Source organism: Parabacteroides sp. AM58-2XD, from assembly GCF_003463685.1.
GTDB classification, from domain to species: domain Bacteria; phylum Bacteroidota; class Bacteroidia; order Bacteroidales; family Tannerellaceae; genus Parabacteroides; species Parabacteroides segnis.
This window is the reverse complement of the sequence record NZ_QSDP01000053.1, coordinates 1-19,893: the sequence shown is the minus strand read 5'-3', so window position 1 is coordinate 19,893 and position 19,893 is coordinate 1. Positions and strand designations below refer to the sequence as shown.

Annotated in this window: 14 protein-coding genes, 2 tRNA genes and 1 pseudogene; 13 read left to right on the top strand and 4 right to left on the bottom strand. The window is 44.9% G+C overall.

Features of this window, described 5'->3' with window-relative positions:
• The first annotated feature begins 29 nt into the window (after window positions 1–29).
• The 9 genes and pseudogenes from DXA15_RS13925 (at window position 30) to DXA15_RS13885 (ending at window position 13,648) form a co-directional block, all read left to right on the top strand.
• Window positions 30–4,039 (top strand): annotated as a pseudogene (locus DXA15_RS13925) (SUMF1/EgtB/PvdO family nonheme iron enzyme).
• Between the two features lie 112 nt (window positions 4,040–4,151).
• Entirely contained in the window at window positions 4,152–6,593 is a 2,442-nt protein-coding gene (ccsA, locus tag DXA15_RS13920) for a cytochrome c biogenesis protein CcsA (protein ID WP_128134423.1), read from the top strand.
• Window positions 6,594–6,641: 48 nt separating this feature from the next.
• On the top strand, window positions 6,642–6,962 hold the full coding sequence (locus tag DXA15_RS13915) for a hypothetical protein (protein WP_007655979.1): 321 nt from the start codon (window positions 6,642–6,644) through the stop codon (window positions 6,960–6,962).
• A 36-nt stretch (window positions 6,963–6,998) separates the two neighbouring features.
• Window positions 6,999–8,015 (top strand): dihydroxyacetone kinase subunit DhaK, encoded by a 1,017-nt coding sequence (locus tag DXA15_RS13910; RefSeq protein ID WP_007655981.1) that lies wholly within the window; start codon window positions 6,999–7,001, stop codon window positions 8,013–8,015.
• Window positions 8,016–8,025: 10 nt separating this feature from the next.
• The gene (locus tag DXA15_RS13905) at window positions 8,026–8,640 is read left to right on the top strand and encodes a DAK2 domain-containing protein (RefSeq protein WP_007655983.1); all 615 of its coding nucleotides are present in this window, start codon (window positions 8,026–8,028) and stop codon (window positions 8,638–8,640) included.
• 38 nt (window positions 8,641–8,678) lie between these two features.
• Complete coding sequence (lsrF, locus tag DXA15_RS13900) at window positions 8,679–9,551, top strand: 3-hydroxy-5-phosphonooxypentane-2,4-dione thiolase (protein ID WP_128134422.1); 873 nt, start codon at window positions 8,679–8,681, stop codon at window positions 9,549–9,551.
• Window positions 9,552–9,635: 84 nt separating this feature from the next.
• On the top strand, window positions 9,636–10,523 hold the full coding sequence (locus DXA15_RS13895; protein ID WP_007655987.1) for a hypothetical protein: 888 nt from the start codon (window positions 9,636–9,638) through the stop codon (window positions 10,521–10,523).
• 145 nt (window positions 10,524–10,668) lie between these two features.
• Window positions 10,669–12,615, top strand: coding sequence for a sodium:solute symporter family protein (locus DXA15_RS13890; RefSeq protein ID WP_048316226.1), 1,947 nt, complete (start codon window positions 10,669–10,671; stop codon window positions 12,613–12,615).
• A gap of 34 nt (window positions 12,616–12,649) precedes the next feature.
• Window positions 12,650–13,648 (top strand): glycoside hydrolase family 130 protein, encoded by a 999-nt coding sequence (locus tag DXA15_RS13885; protein ID WP_046147332.1) that lies wholly within the window; start codon window positions 12,650–12,652, stop codon window positions 13,646–13,648.
• A 578-nt stretch (window positions 13,649–14,226) separates the two neighbouring features.
• Here the strand turns inward: DXA15_RS13885 and DXA15_RS13880 are convergent.
• A tRNA-Tyr gene (locus DXA15_RS13880) sits at window positions 14,227–14,309 on the bottom strand.
• A 44-nt stretch (window positions 14,310–14,353) separates the two neighbouring features.
• Window positions 14,354–14,427: transfer RNA gene (locus DXA15_RS13875), tRNA-Thr, on the bottom strand.
• 229 nt (window positions 14,428–14,656) lie between these two features.
• Here DXA15_RS13875 and DXA15_RS13870 point away from each other — a divergent pair.
• Window positions 14,657–16,033 (top strand): Gfo/Idh/MocA family protein, encoded by a 1,377-nt coding sequence (locus DXA15_RS13870; protein ID WP_128134421.1) that lies wholly within the window; start codon window positions 14,657–14,659, stop codon window positions 16,031–16,033.
• A 118-nt stretch (window positions 16,034–16,151) separates the two neighbouring features.
• Here DXA15_RS13870 and trxA read toward each other — a convergent pair whose 3' ends face one another.
• Window positions 16,152–16,514, bottom strand: coding sequence for a thioredoxin (gene trxA, locus DXA15_RS13865; RefSeq protein WP_007655995.1), 363 nt, complete (start codon window positions 16,512–16,514; stop codon window positions 16,152–16,154).
• Window positions 16,515–16,716: 202 nt separating this feature from the next.
• Window positions 16,717–17,382, bottom strand: a complete 666-nt coding sequence (locus DXA15_RS13860) for a superoxide dismutase (RefSeq protein WP_007655997.1) — start codon at window positions 17,380–17,382, stop codon at window positions 16,717–16,719.
• A 294-nt stretch (window positions 17,383–17,676) separates the two neighbouring features.
• Here DXA15_RS13860 and DXA15_RS13855 point away from each other — a divergent pair, with 294 nt between their 5' ends.
• The 3 genes from DXA15_RS13855 to nfo all read left to right on the top strand — a co-directional run bounded on the left by DXA15_RS13855 (window position 17,677) and on the right by nfo (window position 19,739).
• Window positions 17,677–18,216, top strand: coding sequence for a pyruvoyl-dependent arginine decarboxylase (locus tag DXA15_RS13855; protein ID WP_007655998.1), 540 nt, complete (start codon window positions 17,677–17,679; stop codon window positions 18,214–18,216).
• A gap of 171 nt (window positions 18,217–18,387) precedes the next feature.
• Window positions 18,388–18,873, top strand: a complete 486-nt coding sequence (locus DXA15_RS13850; RefSeq protein ID WP_128134420.1) for a PaaI family thioesterase — start codon at window positions 18,388–18,390, stop codon at window positions 18,871–18,873.
• 29 nt (window positions 18,874–18,902) lie between these two features.
• Entirely contained in the window at window positions 18,903–19,739 is an 837-nt protein-coding gene (gene nfo / locus DXA15_RS13845; RefSeq protein WP_010802820.1) for a deoxyribonuclease IV, read from the top strand.
• The last annotated feature ends 154 nt before the right edge of the window (window positions 19,740–19,893 follow it).

Genomic DNA, 19,893 nt, shown 5'->3' with positions numbered 1-19,893 from the left:
GTTAACACCTTATATTAATATTGAGATACATGAATAAATATTTTTTATTAGTATCACTCTTTTTATCTACTTCTTTCTTTGTTTCGGCCGCGCCGAAACAAAAGAAGGTGGATACCTGGATTGATGCATCAATTAAAGCAAAAACGGAACTGCAAACCCAGCTTCAGAAAACAGGAATGCCGATTATTTCCTCTTTCAAGAAGCATAAGGAAAAAGCAGAACCTTTTGCTGTTGACTTGAAAGGCGTAGATAAGCTGGTGCTTATCACTGCCGGAGGTCCGGATGGTTCTGATTACGACCAGGCTGTTTGGGGTAATGCCCGTTTGATTAAAGCGGACGGTACTGCTGTTTGGTTGGATGAAGTTCCTTTCGAATATGGTGTTGCCGGTTGGGCAAAGCCAAAAATGAATATTAATGCTTACGACCATGAGATTTTCATTGCAGGCAAAGAATACAAACACGGTGTTTTCTGTCATGCAAACGGAACTTTGGTTTATCCTATTAAAGGTGAATATGTTCGTTTTGAAGCTGAAGTAGGTATCGACGATACTTCTTCCGGCGGTAGTGTGTATTTCCAGGCATTGAACGTTGTTCCGAAGTTTGTCGGCGATGAACTGATCGCTAAATATCCGGAACAGATCGGTATGCTGGGCGCTATGATGGACGGTCTGGACACTTGGTTGATCACCCCGGATGCTTCTATTGAAAAACAAGCAGTAGAAGCAATGGTAGGTAAGTTGAAAGACGGTTCTTATTATAAGAGTGTCGTTCAGCAGATCGCTAACGAAAAAGATGTAAATACACAAATCCGTAAATATCTGGAGTTGTTTGAAAAACTTCAGGATGTTTATGCGCTTCAGGGCGAACTGGAATGGCTGAATATTGATGCTATCAAGTTGGCATTTGCAGATATGAGCAAGCAGAAAGGTTTTGATGCTGCTAAATATCAGCCGATGCTGAATGAATTGGTACAACTTCAGCAGAAAGGTTTCAGTGGTATTTATAAAGGAGACGAACAAGCTATTGCCGATGCCCGCAAGGCATTGGATAATAAGAAGGCTATTTTGTTAGGCAACCCGTTGTTGGATGCAGACAAGATTGTTGCCGTACGTTATAAATTAGGCTCTACTGCTCGTCAGGCAATGGCTCCTTCTTTGGGAACACAAGCTAACAACTGGAGTAACCAGGAATCTGCCCGCCGTAGTGGTTTCGATGCAGAGATCGTTGAATTGTCTAACCTGCGTGGTGACATGCAGATGAAGAGTATCTTCAAACCGATCGTCCCCGATGCCTCTATCGCTGACCTGAGAATGCACTGGGATGCAAACCGCGTTATGTTCACAACCCTGATGGGCGAGAACGACAAACGTTGGAATGTATACGAAGTAAAACTGGATGGAACAGGCTGCAAAAAGCTGATCGAGAATGAAGAACCTGACTTGGAATTCTATGATGGTACTTATCTTCCGGACGGACGTATTATTGCTAACTCCAACATCGGTTACCAGGGTGTTCCTTGTGTAAGTGGTGATGACCCGGTTGGTAATATGGTTCTTTATACTCCGGAACAGAAGAATCTGCGTCGTCTGACATTTGACCAGGATGCCAATTGGAACCCGGTTGTAATGAATAACGGACGTGTGATGTATACCCGTTGGGAATATACTGACCTGACTCACTATTATTCTCGTATCGTGATGCATATGAATCCGGACGGAACAGAAAACAAGGCTTTGTATGGTAGTGGTTCAATGTTCCCGAACAGTACGTTCGACATTCAGCCGTTGCCCGGACATGGTTCTGCTTTCGTTGGTATTATCTCAGGACACCACGGTGTTGCCCGTTCAGGACGTCTGATCATCTTCGACCCGACAAAGGGACGTAAGAATGTACAGGGTATGGTTCAGGAAATTCCTCACCGTAACCGTCCTATCCAAGAGTTGATCAAAGACGAATTGGTAAATGGCGTATGGCCTCAGTTCGTTAAACCGACTCCGCTGAATGACAAATATTTCCTGGTTGCAGCCAAGTTAGACCCGCAGTCTTTGTGGGGACTTTATCTGGTCGATATCTATGATAACGTTACTTGTCTGATGCAGGCAGAAGGTGAAGGTTATATCAGCCCGATCCTGGTGAAGGAAACAAAAACACCTCCGGCAATTCCTGATCGTGTGAAGCTGAATGAAAAAGAAGCTACTATCTTTATTCAGGATATTTATGAAGGTGAAGGTCTGCGCGGTATTCCTCGCGGAACTGTAAAAGACTTCGTCTGCATGCTTATGAATATGCTTATGTGAAGACTCGTTCAGACCACAACTGGCATGGTATCCAGAGTGGTTGGGATATCAAACGTTTGTTAGGTACTGTACCTGTTGAAGAAGACGGTTCGGCTATCTTCAAAGTTCCGGCTAATACTCCGATTTCTATCCAGCCGATCGACAAGGACGGCGTTGCTGTTCAGTGGATGCGTAGTTGGGTAACCGGCCAGCCGGGTGAAGTGGTATCTTGTATCGGTTGTCACGAAGACCAGAATCAGATTCCTATTCCGAAACGTGTGATGGCTTCTCAGAAAGCGGCTGTTCCGTTGAAGGCTCCTGAAGGTGGTGTTCGTTCATTCACATTCGACCTGGAAATTCAGCCTATCCTGGATCGTGCTTGTATCGCTTGTCATAATGGCGAAGGCAAGGCATTCGACCTGCGTGGCGGTAAGAAAGACAAACTGGGTTATGGCACATCTTATCTGAACATTCATCCGTACGTACACCGTCAGGGTGGTGAAGGCGATATGGTTGTTCTTCAGCCGTATGAATATCATCCGAACACCAGCGAATTGGTTCGTATCCTGAAGAAGGGTCACCATAACGTGAAATTGACTGACGCAGAATGGTTGAAACTGTACAACTGGATCGACTATAATGCTCCTGATAAAGGTTACTTCGATGCAAACGTTCTGGGTAAGGAAATCATCCCGTACCAGGGATTCGATCAGATCGAACGTCGTAAAGAATTGACTGACAAATATGCTAATGGCATGGGTGTAGACTGGAAGAAAGAAATCGCTGACTACGCTTCTTATCTGAAAGCTCAGGGCCCGATCACTCCGGTTATGCCTGAAAAGGCAGCTCCTGTAAAGGTGAAGAATGTGAAAGCTAAAGGCTGGCCGTTCGACAAAGCAGCTATCAAAGATATGCTTGCAAAGGAAACGAGCAACCGTAAAGAGGTTGAAATCGCTCCGGGCGTGAAGATCAATTTCGTTCGTATCCCTGCCGGTGAATTCGTAATGGGTAGCTATAATGGCGAATCTGATGCTTATCCTACTGCTAAGGTGAAGATCGACAAACCGTTCTGGATGGGTGAAATGGAAATTACCAACCAGCAGTTCAATGCGATTTATCCGGATCATGACAGCCGTTTCGTAGACCAGTTGTGGAAAGACCACGTGGTACAGGGTTATCCGGCTAACGAGCCGAATCAACCGGTAATCCGTGTAAACTACAATGATGCAATGGATTATTGTAAGCAACTGAGCGAAAAGACAGGTCTGAACATTACGCTTCCGACAGAAGCACAATGGGAATGGGCTTGCCGCGCAGGTAGCGACAGTGATTTCTGGTATGGTGATATGAATACTGACTTCGGTAAATATGAAAACCTGGCTGACAAGACTACTTTACTGTTCGCAGTAAGTGGTGTAGACCCGAAACCGATGTCTCCGAATTCTTATTGGTATAAGTATTATACTTATTTGCCGAAAGAAGAAGGAGTAGACGACGGTCAGCTGATCCAGACAGGCGAAAAGGTGTATGAAGCCAACCCGTTCGGTTTGTATAACATGCACGGTAATGTTTCAGAATGGACCCGTTCAGACTATGTGCCTTATCCGTATAATCCGAAGACAAAACTGACTTCAGATCATAAAGTGGTTCGTGGTGGTTCATATATCGAACGTCCGAAATTCTCTACTGCTTATGCACGTAAGGCTTACTATCCGTACCAGCGTGTATTTAACGTAGGTTTCCGTGTAATCATCGAAGACTAATCCCTAAGATATGTCCTAGATATAGATAAAATCTATTAGGTGGCCCCGGTAAGGCCGGGGTCACTTAATTGAAAATTCTTATCTTTGGCGGCATAACTTAATAAAACAACAAATGAAAGCAACTCTCGAAAGAATACTATCTTCCTTTGTAACAACAATTGTCTTGTTACTCCTCTATGGTTTTGGCCTGGCTGTCGCCACTTTTATAGAAAAGTATCATGGAACAGCAGCTGCCAAAGCAATGATTTATTATTCCCCCTTATTCTTTTTGTTGCAGTTTCTTTTAGTCGTTAATTTTATTGTCATTGCTGTTAAGTACCAATATTGCAAGCTGCACAGATGGGGCTTAATGGTAGTTCATACTTCCTTTATCATTATCCTTCTTGGCGCCCTTACATCCTTCCAGTTCGGCGAAGAAGGCATCCTTCATATCCGCGAAGGAGAATCAACCGATCAGATAGCAGTCCGCCAGGGCGATCTGACAACATTCCACACTTTACCCTTCACCGTAGAATTGGTGAAATTTACTTTAACCCGCTATCCGGGTTCGTCCAGTCCGTCTTCTTATGAAAGCGAATTGCTGGTGCATGTAGACGGTAAAACACGCCACGAACATGTATTTATGAATAATGTGTTAGATGTAAAAGGTTACCGTTTCTTCCAGGCTTCTTACGATCCGGACGAACAGGGTACCGTACTTTCCGTCAACCGCGATGTAGCCGGACGGAATATAACGTATACAGGTTACCTGTTGTTGGTAATCGGTCTTATCTTATCCTTAGTAGGGAAGAATTCCCGCTTTATGGCGTTGAGCCGCCGTTTGAAAGAATTTCGCTCTGTTGCACAATCGGCAACAATGATTATCGCTTTGCTGGCATTATCGGTGTCGGTAAATGCGAAAGAAGAAACTTCGTCCATGCTGGATGCCGTACAGAAATATGTGGTGTCTCCGGAACATGCCGCTAAGTTCGGCGCATTGCCGATCCAGTCGCATAGCGGCCGTATGATGCCTATCAATACCTTTTCTTCGGAAATCCTGCGTAAGTTGCATAAGTCGGATAAGATCGGAAATCTGAATTCCGACCAGTTCCTGCTGAGCCTGCTTTCCATGCCGGATATGTGGATGCGCGTTCCTTTTATCGCTTTATCCAATAAAGAACTGGCTAATTATTACGACCTGACAGACGGCGAATGTGCCTATCTTCAGGCGTTCGATAATAAAGGCGATTATAAATTGCAACAGAAACTGGAGGAAGCCTACAACAAGATGCCTGCCGAACGGACCCGTTTCGACAAGGACTTGCTGAAACTGGACGAGCAGATCAACATCTTCCACCAGTTGATCAATTACCAGATGTTGAACCTGTTCCCGAAAGAGGACGACCCTAACCATAAATGGTATGCTCCCGGTGATGACTTGTCCGAATTTGCCGGCAAGGACTCCATGTTTGTTTCCCGCATCATGGGCTGGTATCTGGCCGAAGTGCAGGATGCTTTGCAGGGTGGCGACTGGTCGAAAGCCAATGAGGTGATCGACATGATCAGTACTTATCAGCAGGCAAAGAACAAAACACTGGATATCTCTCCGAAAAAGATAGAGACTGAATTGAAATATAACAAGATGGACGTGTTTCGTCAGTGTAAGAAAGGCTATCTGATCCTGGGAGGATTGATGCTTGTACTCTCTTTCGCCATGCTGTTCAAACAGCAGAAGTGGATGAAGGCAGGTCTCTGGATAGTGGGAATAGGCGTGTTGGCTGTATTCCTTTTACACATGTACGGCATGGGGATGCGTTGGTATATTGCCGGATATGCGCCATGGAGTAACTCGTATGAAACAATGGTATATGTTGCCTGGGCGACAGTCTTGGCAGGTCTGCTGTTTGTAAGACGCAGTACGGTGACCTTTGCACTGGCTACTTTGTTCGGCGGTATTATCCTGTTCGTCTCCGGACTGAACTGGATGGACCCGGAAATCAATCCGCTCGTTCCGGTACTGAAATCGCCGTGGTTGATGTTCCATGTAGCCGTAATCGTTGCCGCTTATGGCTTCTTTGGTATCAGCTGCCTGATCGGACTGACGAACCTGGTGATGACGAGTATCGCCGGAAAGAAAAATACGGAATTACTGAAAGCCCGTGTGAAAGAACTGACTATCGTCAATGAAATGTCGCTCTGGGTAGGTCTGGCTTTGATGACGATCGGAACATTCCTCGGTGCCGTTTGGGCGAACGAGTCATGGGGACGTTACTGGGGATGGGACCCGAAAGAAACATGGGCATTGATTACAATGGTGGTTTATGCCGTGGTTGTTCACCTTCATCTGGTGAGACGCTGGTATAGCGACTGGTTATTCAATCTGTGCTCGGTCGTTGCTTTCTCATCCGTATTGATGACATTCTTCGGAGTGAATTATTTCCTGAGTGGCATGCACTCGTACGGACAGAACGATAATGTACATGGAATCTTTACTTATTTGTATATAGCCGGTGCAGTTGTGATAATCCTCGGAGTATTGTCAAGGATCGGGTATAATAAGACGAAAGAAGAATAAAACGAATGAATTATTAATATAGAAGTTAAACATTAAATTTTAGTGATCATGAGAACATTTAATCATGTAGGTATCATTACCAACGAAAACCAAGAAGGTGCAATGTTCAACGAAGGTTTGAACGTATGGTTAACCGATTACAGCAAGAGCCCTAACAAGATCGAATTCCTGAAGTTTGACGATCCTGCAAAGAGTTGTCTGCCTGAATTGGTTAAATCAAATGGTCATATCGCTTATACAGTTCCTTCACTGGACGAAGCGCTGAAAGATGCAAAGGTAATCTTTGGCCCGGCTGTATGCGACGAACATCTGACTATCGCTTTCATCGAAGAAGAAGGCATCGCAATCGAATTAATGGAAATCAAATAATTTATAAACCTAAACGAAACAAGGAGGAAAAACACCATGGCAGAAATTAAGACTAAATTTATAAATGATCCCGAACAAGTAACTCCGGAATTGCTGGAAGGTTATGTATTGGCTTATCCTGATCAGGTAAAGCTGGCTGCAGAAAACGTTGTTGTTCGCGCTAATCCGAAAAGCGAAGACAAAGTAGCTATCGTTACATTAGGCGGTTCTGGTCACGAACCTGCATTGAGCGGCTTCGTAGGCGACGGTATGCTCGACTGCTCCGTTGTAGGCGACGTATTTGCAGCTCCGGGTGCACAGCGTCTGTTCCAGGCTTTGCAATTGATGAAACGCGAAGCAGGTATCCTGTTGGTTGTATTGAACCACTCAGGCGACGTGATGAGTGCAAACATGGCTTGCCAGCTGGCAGAACGCGTAGGCATTAAAGTTAAACAGCTTCTGACTCACGATGATATCAGTGCCGGTATCGGTGCTCCGACAAACGATCGTCGCGGTTTGGCTGGCTGCGTACCTTTGTATAAGATTCTGGGTGCTGCTGCCGACGAAGGCAAATCATTGGACGAACTGATCGAGATCGGCGAACGTTACAACGAAAAAGTAGCTACTTTGGCTGTTGCTATGCGTTCTTGTACTCATCCGCAAAACGATGCTACAATCACTGACCTGCCTGCCGGTATCATGGAAATCGGTATGGGACAGCACGGTGAAGGTGGTGGCGGCCAGAAACCGCTGGTATCTGCCGATGCTACTGCTGCCGAAATGGTAGACCTGCTGTGTCAGCAACTGCAACCGAAGGCTGGCGACAAGATGATGCTTATCATCAACGGCGTAGGTGCTACTACTCATATGGAATTGAATATCATCTTCCGCAAGGCTTACAAAGAATTGGAAGCACGTGGTCTGGAAGTAGTATTCGGTCGTATCCAGGAAATCCTGACAGTTCAGGAACAAGCCGGTTTCCAGATGATCGTAGGTATTTTGGATGAAGATCATATTGACTATTTAAAGAACAAGAGTGCAAACGCACCGTATTGGACAACTATCGGTAAATAAACAAATAAACATGAAACAACTGACTATTGAGGCTTTCAAAGGTATGCTGAATAACGCCTTAACGCATATCAAAGCCCGCGAAGACGAATTCTCTAAACTGGATGCGGTAATCGGTGACGGCGATCACGGACAGGCTATCGTAACTGCTTTCTCTGTTGTAGTGAAAGCAGGCGAGAAAGGAACAGAATTCAAATCTATGCTGAATGACATGGGATTTGGCGTGATGCTGGAAACAAGCGGATCGACAAGTACCCTGTTAGGAGCATTTTTTCTTGGAATGAGCGACAACGCTGCCGGCACTGAACTGGATGCTGCCGCTGTGAAGAAGATGTTTGCCGGAGGCCTTGCAAATGTGCAGAAACAGACACAGGCTAAGAAGGGTGATAAAACCATGATGGACGCCCTGATCCCCGCAATCGAGGCAATCGAAGCATCTACTTCGGACGATATCAAGGAAATCATGACAGCAGGTGCTGAAGCAGCTATCAGAGGTGCTGAAGAAACTGTCAACATGAAAGCAAACTTCGGACGTGCCCGTAACTACGGCGAACGTTCTATCGGTTACGCCGATAGCGGTGCTACTTCCTGGAGCTGTATGTTTGCCTCTTTCGCAGAAGCATTATAATAGAATAACTAACTTTTTTAAATATAGAAAATAGAAAAATGGCAGATTTAGATGATTTGAGAGAAGGCTGTAACTTCGGTTTAGGTGTTAGCTCTCAACAACAGAGTTTCCATGTGAAAGGTGCTGAAAACCTTCCCTGGGGTATGAAAGATCGTTTATCACGTATCTTCAACCCGAAAACAGGCAAAGCCGTAATGTTGGCTTTCGACCACGGCTTCATCATGGGACCGACTTCAGGTTTGGAACGTATCGACCTGAATATTGTACCGCTGATTGAATATGCCGACTGTATCATGTGTACACGCGGTATCCTTCAGTCTTCAATCCCGACAACAACAAACAAACCTATCTGTTTGCGTTCGGATGCTGGTACTTCTATCCTGACTGACCTGAACGACAACGTTCTGATCGACATAGAAGATGCTATCCGCATGAACGTTTCAGCTATGGCTGTGATGTTGGCTATCGGTGACGAAGCACACGAAGCGAAGACGATCGCTAACCTGTACAAGGCTGTAGATAAAGGAACTCGTTATGGTATTCCTGTAATGGGTGTGACTGCTGTCGGCAAACAGATGGCACGCGACGCTCGTTACTTCGGTCTGGCTTCCCGTATCTGTGCTGAAAACGGTGCAAATATCGTGAAGACTTACTATTGCGAAGGTTTCGAAAAAGTAGTTGCTGCTTGTCCGGTTCCTGTTGTGATTGCAGGCGGTAAGAAATTACCTGAACTGGAAGCATTGGAACTGTGTTACAAGGCTATCAACGACGGTGCTGCCGGTGTTGACATGGGACGTAACGTATTCCAGTCTGAAAATCCTGTCGCTATGATCCAGGCTGTTCACGCAGTGGTTCATGACGGTTTGACTCCGCAACAAGGTTTCGAAAAGTTCCAGGATTTGTCTAAGTAATTAATTATTATACTCCGAAGGGGCGGGGCTCTGCTCTGCCCCTTGTTGTATCTAAACATAACATAATACATATATTGAATTGCCATGAAGAAAATATTCACATTATTGTGCTCTGCTCTTTTCTTATTTGCTGCCACTTCCTGCCAGCAAAAGGCTCAGAAATTATTGTTGGCCGGTTCAGGCTGGAATAAAGTCGTTATCATCGATAAGAATACAAAGCAGATAGAATGGGAGCATCCTATACAAAAAGGTTGGGAATGTAATTCAGCCGTTGCTACTCCGGACGGAAATATCCTGTTCGCCTATAAAAAAGGTGCAAAACTGATTACCCGCGATCAGAAAGAGTTATGGAACATTCCGGCTCCGGATACTTGCGAGATGCAGACAGCCCGTGTATTGCCCGACGGTAATTACCTGTTGGCATGGTGCGGCCATCCGGCTAAGATCATGGAAGTAAGCCCGAAAGGCGAGATACTTTCAGAAACTGTATACGAAACAGGTATCGACCACCCGCATGCTCAGTTCCGCCAGGTGAACAAGAACAAGGCAGGCAACTATCTGATGCCTCTTTTCGCTACATCTGAAGTACGTGAAATCTCTCCGGCCGGCGAACTTGTTAAAACAACGAAGCTGGAAGGTACTCCGTACAGCACTGTATTGCTGAACAACGGCAATTACATGGTAGCTTGCGGTGACGGACATTCTCTGATGGAAGTAAATCTGGATAAAGGCGAAGTAATCCGCCGGATCGGCGAAAAGGACATCGAAGGTGTTTCTTTATTCTTTGTTGCCCAGCTGTTGCCTACTTCAAACAACGGTCTGTATATCTGTAACTGGCAGGGACATGACCCCAGTGCAAAAGAATCAAACAATCCGCAGTTGATGGAGATCGACGGTAACAACAAAGTTATCTGGAGCCTGAATGACAACGATACATTCGGCATGATCTCTTCTGTCTGCCCGATCGACTAAGTAAATTATCTATAACTGGTTGTAACTGTTTCCCCTCCCGAGAGGGAAACAGTTACTTTCTTCACTCTCCACAGAAGGATTTATAACTTTCTCCATTTTTTATATATCTTTGCTAAACGTTAAACCTAAAAACAAACTTAATATCATGAAATTGCAACCAATCGACATCTTTATCATCGGACTCTATCTGGTGGCCATGATCGTCATCGGATTAGTGTTAAAGAAAAAGGCGTCGAAAAACATGGACTCCTACTTCCTGGGAGGAAAAACACTACCTTTTTATATGTTAGGCTTGTCTAACGCATCCGGCCAGTTCGATATCTCTGGTACTATGTGGATGGTTACACTAGCCTTTATTTATGGAATTAAAAGTGCCTGGGTGCCCTGGCTCTGGCCTGTATTTAACCAGATATTCCTGATGGTCTATCTCTCTGTCTGGCTGCGCCGGTCGAATGTGTTGACGGGGGCGGAATGGATACAGACACGGTTCGGAAAGAACAAAGGCGCCAGCCTGTCGCATACGATTGTCGTTATCTACGCCCTGATCGGTGTGCTGGGTTTCCTTAGCTACGGCTTTATCGGCGTGGGTAAATTTATGGAGATATTCTTCCCGTGGGATTTTGTTTCCCAGTATGTCCCGTTTGATATACCGGCTGAATACGTGCCGCATGCTTACGGTATATTCTTTACAGCCATCGCCACGATCTATGTGATGCTGGGCGGTATGCTGAGTATCGTATGGACCGATGTGGTTCAGTTTGCCATTATGACGGTTGCCGGTATCACGATTGCCGTTATCGCTATGATGAAGGTAAGCCCTGAAACGATTGCTTCTATCGTACCTGCCGGTTGGGACAGCCTGATGCCTGGGTGGAACCTTGATTTGCATTGGACCGACATTTTCAGCGATGTAAATACAAAGATAATGAACGACCAGTTTGGTTTGTTCGGGATTTTTATTATGATGATGCTTTTCAAAGGAGTGTTCAATAGTATGGCGGGACCTGCCCCCAACTACGATATGCAGAAGATCCTTTCCTGCCGTAACGGTAAGGAAGCAGCCTTAATGAGCGGTTCTGTTCCTGTCATCCTGCTTATCCCGCGTTATCTGATGATTATGGGATTTACGATCCTGGCGCTGGCTTTCTTCAAAGACCTGGATTTGACGACAAAGACCGGAGCGATCGACTTTGAACTGATCCTGCCGAATGCTATTAATCAGTTCGTGCCCGTTGGAGTATGCGGATTGCTGCTTGCCGGATTGCTTGCTGCCTTTATGTCTACTTTTGCCTCTACGGCCAACGCGGCGCCTGCTTATATTGTAAATGATATCTATAAAAAATATATCAACCCGAATGCCAGCAACAAGACGATGATCCGTGCCAGCTATATCGTAACGGTAGCGGTGGTTGTTGTCAGTGTGGTGATCGGTTTCTTCGTCGAGAGCGTAAACTCCGTCTTGCAATGGATCACATCTGCTTTGTATGGCGGATATATTGCAGCCAACCTGCTGAAATGGCATTGGTGGCGTTTTAACGGGAACGGTTATTTCTGGGGAATGATTACCGGTATCCTGGCCGCTATGGTATGTCCGTTCATCTTCGACGGCTATACGATGGTAGACGGACATTTTGTGGAAAGGGTGGGCGAGTATGCCAACAATGCTCCGATGCTGCCGTTGTTCTACTTCCCGGTTTTGCTGGTTGTTTCGCTGATCGGTTGTATCGTCGGTACTTATGCGGCTCCTCCGGTAGAAGACGAAACGCTGGAACGTTTCTACATCACCGTACGTCCCTGGGGTTACTGGAAACCAGTTTATAATAAGGTTGTTGCCAAATATCCGCAGGTGAAGGCAAATAAAAACTTCAAACGCGATATGTTCAATGTGGCTGTCGGTATTATCTGGCAGATGTGTCTGACCATTATCCCGATGTATATCGTGATCCGTGAAGGCATGCCGTTGATAACCAGCATCCTGATCCTGGCTATCACTACGTTGGTGCTGAAAAAGAACTGGTACGACAAGATGAGCAAGGATGAAGTCGAGTATAATGCTTTGATGGAAGAACTGAAATTGAATGAAAAGAAGTAATTTTGTATTGTCAAATAAAACAAATCAATAAGAAATGGATAAACTGAAAATTATTGGCGAACCGCTGCCCGATATGCCTTGGGAAGACCGCCCGGCTGATTGTAAAGATGTGATCTGGAGATATTCGAATAATCCGGTGATCCCCCGTGATATTATCCCTACATCAAACAGTGTGTTCAACAGTGCTGTCGTTCCGTTCAAGGGAGGTTATGCCGGCGTGTTTCGTTGCGACGATACCAACCGCCGTATGCGTCTGCATGTCGGTTTCAGTGCGGATGCTATCCACTGGAATATTTCTGAGACAAAGCTGGAGTTCGAATGCGACGACGAAGAGATAGGCAAATTCGTTTATGCGTATGACCCTCGTGTATGCTTCATCGAAGACCGCTATTATATAACCTGGTGTAACGGCTATCATGGCCCGACGATCGGTGTGGCTTATACATTCGATTTTGAAACATTCCATCAGTTGGAAAATGCTTATCTGCCTTTCAACCGTAACGGTGTGATGTTCCCGCGTAAGATCAACGGTAATTTCGCCATGCTGAACCGTCCGAGTGACAATGGTCATACTCCGTTCGGCGACATTTTCTACAGCGAATCGCCTGATATGTGCTTTTGGGGAAAACATCGTCATGTGATGGCTCCGGCTCCGTTTGAAGTGAGCGCCTGGCAATGTCTGAAGATCGGGGCAGGTCCTATTCCTATCGAGACATCGGAAGGCTGGTTGCTGATCTATCATGGCGTGTTGCAGTCATGCAATGGCTATGTATATAGCTTCGGTGCCGCCCTGTTGGATCTGGATCAGCCTTGGAAGGTAAAATATCGCACGGGTCCGTACCTGCTTTCTCCGCAAAAGGATTACGAATGTGTAGGTGACGTGCCTAACGTGACATTCCCGTGTGCCGCCCTGCATGATCCCGAATCTGACCGTATCGCTATCTATTACGGCTGTGCGGATACCGTGACAGGTCTTGCTTTCGGTTATATCAGCGAAATCATCGAGTTTACAAAGAAAAATTCTATTGTATAAATTCGTATATTTCCATTAATAGGAGAATACGTTTTCTAAAAAGGGGGGTGCGTCAAAAGGAAAGAGTCTCAATAGTCTCATCAGTCTCACCCCCCTTTTTCATTTTCTGCATTTTGGTTCAGATAAAGAATTCTGTACTTATGTGTCTGAAATATAGCTTATTATATTTGTATTCTCTTTTTTCTCTCTTCAATTTATTCCTTTTTTTATTAAAGTTTCGGACGCACTTCTTCTCTTGGAGTATGGTTATTCTGTTATATTGGGTAAGCATAATATGAAAAACGGGTAAGCACCGGAGGAAGAACGGATAGGCACTGGTGAGTTAACGGATAACTACTCACTAAAAATGTCCGAAATAAAGAGAAAAAACGGGTTTTTATGCTTGGATTTAAATCTTAAAACAGGGTGTATATGAATGTATATCAGTGTGTTATATGTGCTTTTTAGAAAAAGCGTATTTTCAGAAATGGGGGTGAGACTGATGAGACTCTTGACACTCCTGTTCTTCATGGGATAGTCAGAAACACGAAATGACATAAAACAAAAAACCTCAGAAATTAAATTCCTGAGGTTCTCTGTGGGCAGTGATGGATTCGAACCACCGAAGTCGAAAGACAGCTGAGTTACAGTCAGCCCCATTTGGCCACTCTGGTAACTGCCCAGTGCAAAACTTACGTTTTATAGGAAAATCTCTCTTTTCCTTTGAGCCTCTTGTCGGATTCGAACCAACGACCCCGAGATTACAAATCACGTGCTCTGGCCAACTGAGCTAAAGAGGCATTCAGTATTTCTGTTTTGCGAGTGCAAAGGTAGTGATTATTTCTAATCTCGCAATAGGGGAGGGTGTTTTTTTGTATACTTTTTTTCATCTTTCTTTTCAAATACAATCTATCTCCCTGATTAATAATAAGAAAAGATTAGACATTTTTTTAAGAAAAATAGTAGAAGTGAAAATAAATTCTTATTTTGCCGACTCATATAATATCACTTAATCTAAAATCTATTATCATGAGCATTAACAGAAGACAATTTTTAAGAAGATCATTGGCGGGAAGTGCAGCTATCGTTGTAGGCAAAGAGATGAATGCTGCCAATACGCCGGTCAGCGGGAGTTCTTTTTCACAGACAGAAGACCTGTCTCCCCCGGCAAAAGGAAAATCCGTTTTAGGACTACGTTGTAAACCATTGAGTACCGTCCGTATCGGTGTTGTCGGTCTGGGAAGAGGGGCAGGCGCCGTAAAGCGTATGGCACAGATCGAGGGAACGGAGATTGTGGCTATCTGTGATCTGAATCCCGAACGGATTGAGAATAGCCAAAAAACACTTAAAAACAGTAACCGGAAAGAAGCAGTCGCATATACCGGAGAAGAAGACTGGAAGAAAATGTGCGAACGCGATGATATCGACCTGATTTATAATGCCACCCCTTGGGAGATGCACGTGCCTATCGCCCTTTATGCCATGGATCATGGAAAACATGTTGCCATCGAAGTGCCGGCTGCGCTAACGGTAAAGGATTGTTGGGCGTTGGTCGACAAGGCCGAAGAAACGCAGCTTCATTGCATGATGCTTGAAAATTGTTGTTACGATTTCTTTGAATTGGCCACATTGAATATGGCCCGCCAGGGATTGCTGGGAGAAATTATTCATACCGAAGGCGCTTATATCCACGACCTGAGAGGCTCGAAGTTTAAAGGCTATTATAAACATTGGCGCCTGGAATACAGTAAATACCATACCGGAAACCCGTATCCAACACATGGACTCGGCCCGGTTGCCCAGATTCTGGGAATCAACCAGGGAGACCGGATGGATTACCTGTCATCTGTTTCGACCAACCAGTTCGGCCTGGCTCTTTGGGCGAAGGAAAATCTGAAAGATGACGAACGTATCACCCAATCGGAACGGTATGCCCTGGGGGATATGAATACGACCATTATCCATACTGTGAACGGCAAGTCTATCATGATTCAGCATGATACGACATCGCCCCGTCCTTATTCCCGTATCCATCTGGTGCAGGGAACGAAAGGGATGGCTGTTAAATATCCGGAGCAGAAGGTGGCTGTACAGCCCGATACGCATTCTTTCCTGAAAGAAGGGCCTCAAAAGGAAGTGATGGCGGATTATGAACACCCTCTGAGCAAATACATCGGCGAACGGGCAAAGAAAGTCGGTGGTCACGGTGGTATGGACTTTATCATGGACTGGCGTCTTATCTATTGCCTGCGTAACGGTTATCCGCTGGATCAGAGTGTGTACGATGCGGCTGCCTGGTCATGTATCGTCGAATTGAGCGAACGTTCTGTCCTGAACAAGAGCTGCTCTGTGGCTGTTCCTGATTTTACCCGCGGTGCCTGGCGTGATTATAAGCCTGGCCTGTGATTGACATGAAAGATATTTTACACGGATAAATTGTAGACAAAATAAAACTCCTGAAAGCCGGCTGCTCTTTCGATAGCCTGCACTTTCAGGAGTTCCGTAAGTAATATGATAGCATTGTTTATTTCTTCAAAAGAACTTCTTCGATAGCCTTTTTGAAATCAGCCTTGCTCATGGCACCTCTTGCCATCTGCGGTTGTTCGCCCATCGGACAGAACAGGAGGGAAGGAATGCTCCGGATGCCGAAAGAAGCTGCCAGTTCTTCTTCTTTTTCCGTATCGACCTTATAGATGTCTATTTTTCCTTCATATTCGCCTGCCAGCTCTTCCAGGATAGGGGCAATCATTTTACAAGGACCGCACCAGGTAGCGAAGAAATCGACGATACAAGGTTTGTCACCCTCGTATATCCATTTATCGGGACTTGCTTCATAATTGGCCACTTTACTCAGAAATTCTTGTTTTGTCAACTCTTTTACTTTCATGATTCTAACTCCTTATTGTTTAGTTATTATTTCTCTTTCTATTTTACATAACAAAGTTACGACCTTATATGCTTGTAACTGTTTGCTGTATTTCCTTAATAATTGACATTTTTCCCTTGGGGTGATCGGTAAACAAAAAGCCGTTCGGAGAACATTTCCCCCGGACGGCCTTATCTGGTTTAAATCACACTACTTATTAATATCAATATCTTTCGCCAACGGCATCCCAATCAACGATATTCCATAAGGCATTCAGATGATCGGGACGGCGGTTCTGGTAATCCAGGTAATAAGCATGTTCCCATACATCGAATCCCAGGAGAGGAACCAGTCCGTGTGCAACGGGGTTGCTGCCGTTTGGCTCTTTGGTAATTGAAAGTTTGCCGTCTTTATCTTTTGCCAGCCATACCCATCCGGAACCGAATAGACCGGCGCCTGCTGCGTTGAACTCTTTCTTGAAGTTATCGAACGAACCCCAGGTTGCTTTGATGGCTTCCGCCAGCTTTCCTTTAGGTTCGCCGCCGCCTTTGGGGGAGAACTGGGTGAAATACAAGTTATGGTTGAGTATCTGTCCGGCATTATTAAAGATAGCGCCGTCGGATTCTGCTACGATCTGTTCCAGGGGAGCGTTTTCAAACTTTGTACCCGGAATCAGGTTATTCAGGTTGTTTACGTAAGCCTGTAAATGTTTTCCGTGATGGAACTCAATTGTTGCTTTACTGATAACCGGTTCCAATGCATTTGCCGCATAAGGCAATTTAATTAATTCGAATTTCATAATTTCTTCTTTTTTATCTGTTATTTGACTACTACTATTATTACTATTATTAGTTACCAACAATAATAAACTGAGGCATAATGTAAGCATGACTAATAAGTTTTATGTTGTTTCTACTATTCTAACACGGCGGGTTTCTTATTTGTTCACCCGGAAAGCCGGTATTTCCCATCACTTTTGTCAATCGGGCGATAAGTGAAATTTATGGACGTTGGCGGAAGTCTCCGTGACGGCTGATAATTATACCTTATGCGATATGCCTTAAAATAAAATGAATAATAATATGTAAAAAGCTGTTTTTTTATCATTTGTAAAGAAAATAATCCCAAAGAAGTTTCTATTTTTGTGCCCTCATATTATTAATTAAGTAAAACATATTTGTAGATGGTAAAGAAAGTTGGGAATTTAATTCCAAACACCTTTTTTATTACAAAGGGTAGTGGTGATTCAGACCTGGAAAAGCATGCAGGTTCTTATCACATGGCTCTTTATGATGCCGGTATTTCAGACTTTAACATTATGACTTATTCGTCTGTTATTCCAGCAACTGCACATCTTGCAACCATGGACGAGATCGATCTTCCTCCATTTGGTACGGAATTGAAAACCATTATGGCGGTATCGCATGGTTATCAGGATGAGTTTGTATCTGCCGGTGTGGTTTACGCCTGGATGTACAAGGACGAAAACTTCGATGAGAAGGTTGGAGGCCTGGTATGCGAGGTCAGCGGCCGTTATCGTATCGAGGAGTTGGAATCACGTCTGATCCGTGTAATCAACGACTTGCACCAGAAGACTTACGGTAAGTATTATCTGGGTGAACTGAACTTCATTACCGAAGGTATTACCATCGAAAAGAGATACGGAACAGCTTTGGCTGCCCTGTGCTTCGTAGATTTCCTGATGCCTGAGATTGAAGATTAAAAGAAAATAAAATATCTGATTATCAGTATGGAAACAGAGGTAAGGCCCCGGCCTTATCTCTGTTTTTTTTGTGCCTTTGGGAAAAACGGCATAAGTTTGTTATATTTGTAATCGGCTTATAGTATAAAATTCTCTTTATTTAAGAAACAATCCGTTTAAAGCTGTTGTTGTATGAAAAAGATTATTAATCCCTGGAAAGGGTTGGATAGCTATATGTGCTTCGGGTGTGCACCCGAAAATCCGCAGGGTCTGCACATGGAGTTTTACGAAGATGGTGAAGATATAGTTGCTTTCTGGGAGCCGGAAAGCCATTACCAGGGATGGTTGGAGACATTGCATGGGGGAATCCAGACTACCATGATGGATGAACTGGCTGGTTGGGTGGTATTGAGGAAATTACAGACGTCGGGCGTGACTTCACGGCTGGATGCCCGTTTCCTGAAAAGTATCTCGACCCGGGAACCGCGCTTGATGATACGGGGGCGTATCAAAGAGCAGAAACGGAATGCCATATTCATAGAGACGGAGATATACAATTCGCAGAACGAACTTTGTTCGCGGGCGGACATCGTATATTTTGTCGTCACAAAAGAACAGGCGACGGAGAAGTTTCATTTTGCCGGTTGTAAGACCGAAGATGAAAAAAATGAACAGTAGACAAAAAGAATAAAGTAAACGATTAACAAATGAAGTACATCGGAGCACATGTAAGTGCGTCGGGCGGGGTTGAGAATGCCCCTCTGAACGCGAATGCTATCGGGGCAAAAGCATTCGCCCTCTTTACCCGAAACCAACGTCAGTGGAAATCATCCCCGTTGACGAAGAAAAGTATCTCCTTATTCAAAGAACGTTGTGAGGAGTTCGGTTACGAGGCGAAACATATCCTGCCTCATGACAGTTACCTGATTAACCTCGGACATCCGGACCCGGACGGGTTGCAGAAGTCGCGCGATGCTTTCCTGGACGAAATGCAGCGTTGCGAACAACTGGGGCTGGACCGGCTGAATTTCCATCCGGGAAGCCATCTGAACGAATTGTCGGTCGACGATTGCCTGGCTCGTATTGCCGAGTCGATTAACCGGACGTTGGACCAGACCGCAGGTGTTTGTGCCGTTATAGAGAATACGGCCGGACAGGGTACGAACCTGGGATATACATTCGAACAAATAGCAGCCATCATCGATCGGGTAGAAGATAAAACGCGCGTCGGTGTCTGTATCGACACGGCTCATACGCTGGCTGCCGGTTATGATATTAAAACGGAGCAAGGCTTTACCGAAACCTTCCGCCACTTCGATGAAGTGATCGGATTTTCCTATTTGCGCGGAATGCATATCAACGATTCGAAGAAAGACCTGGCGACCCGGGTAGACAGGCATGACAGTATCGGAAAAGGGGTGATGGGGATGACAACCTTTAAGATGTTGATGGCCGATCCTCGTTTTGACGACATCCCTCTGATCCTTGAAACCCCTGACGAATCGATCTGGGCGGAAGAGATCGGTTATCTGTATACATTGTGATAGAAGTAGAAAAAAGTGAGTCTCAAAGCTAGAAATAATTGAGCTATCTGTTTATTGACTGGTTGTACCTGGCTCCCCTCTTGAGAGGGGGTAGGGGGTGTGTTAAAGCCAGTCAATAAAACAAGCCTTGTTACAGGTTTATTTGCCGTCTGCT

What these genes read in the sequence shown, in the direction of transcription:
- trxA (WP_007655995.1), bottom strand. Translation starts at nt 16,514, where the DNA reads ATGAAAGTAAAAGAGTTGACAAAACAAGAATTTCTGAGTAAAGTGGCC.
- lsrF (WP_128134422.1), top strand. Translation starts at nt 8,679, where the DNA reads ATGGCAGATTTAGATGATTTGAGAGAAGGCTGTAACTTCGGTTTAGGT.
- DXA15_RS13910 (WP_007655981.1), top strand. Translation starts at nt 6,999, where the DNA reads ATGGCAGAAATTAAGACTAAATTTATAAATGATCCCGAACAAGTAACT.
- DXA15_RS13915 (WP_007655979.1), top strand. Translation starts at nt 6,642, where the DNA reads ATGAGAACATTTAATCATGTAGGTATCATTACCAACGAAAACCAAGAA.
- DXA15_RS13850 (WP_128134420.1), top strand. Translation starts at nt 18,388, where the DNA reads ATGAAAAAGATTATTAATCCCTGGAAAGGGTTGGATAGCTATATGTGC.
- DXA15_RS13860 (WP_007655997.1), bottom strand. Translation starts at nt 17,382, where the DNA reads ATGCTTACATTATGCCTCAGTTTATTATTGTTGGTAACTAATAATAGT.
- DXA15_RS13895 (WP_007655987.1), top strand. Translation starts at nt 9,636, where the DNA reads ATGAAGAAAATATTCACATTATTGTGCTCTGCTCTTTTCTTATTTGCT.
- DXA15_RS13885 (WP_046147332.1), top strand. Translation starts at nt 12,650, where the DNA reads ATGGATAAACTGAAAATTATTGGCGAACCGCTGCCCGATATGCCTTGG.
- DXA15_RS13890 (WP_048316226.1), top strand. Translation starts at nt 10,669, where the DNA reads ATGAAATTGCAACCAATCGACATCTTTATCATCGGACTCTATCTGGTG.
- DXA15_RS13870 (WP_128134421.1), top strand. Translation starts at nt 14,657, where the DNA reads ATGAGCATTAACAGAAGACAATTTTTAAGAAGATCATTGGCGGGAAGT.
- nfo (WP_010802820.1), top strand. Translation starts at nt 18,903, where the DNA reads ATGAAGTACATCGGAGCACATGTAAGTGCGTCGGGCGGGGTTGAGAAT.
- ccsA (WP_128134423.1), top strand. Translation starts at nt 4,152, where the DNA reads ATGAAAGCAACTCTCGAAAGAATACTATCTTCCTTTGTAACAACAATT.
- DXA15_RS13855 (WP_007655998.1), top strand. Translation starts at nt 17,677, where the DNA reads ATGGTAAAGAAAGTTGGGAATTTAATTCCAAACACCTTTTTTATTACA.
- DXA15_RS13905 (WP_007655983.1), top strand. Translation starts at nt 8,026, where the DNA reads ATGAAACAACTGACTATTGAGGCTTTCAAAGGTATGCTGAATAACGCC.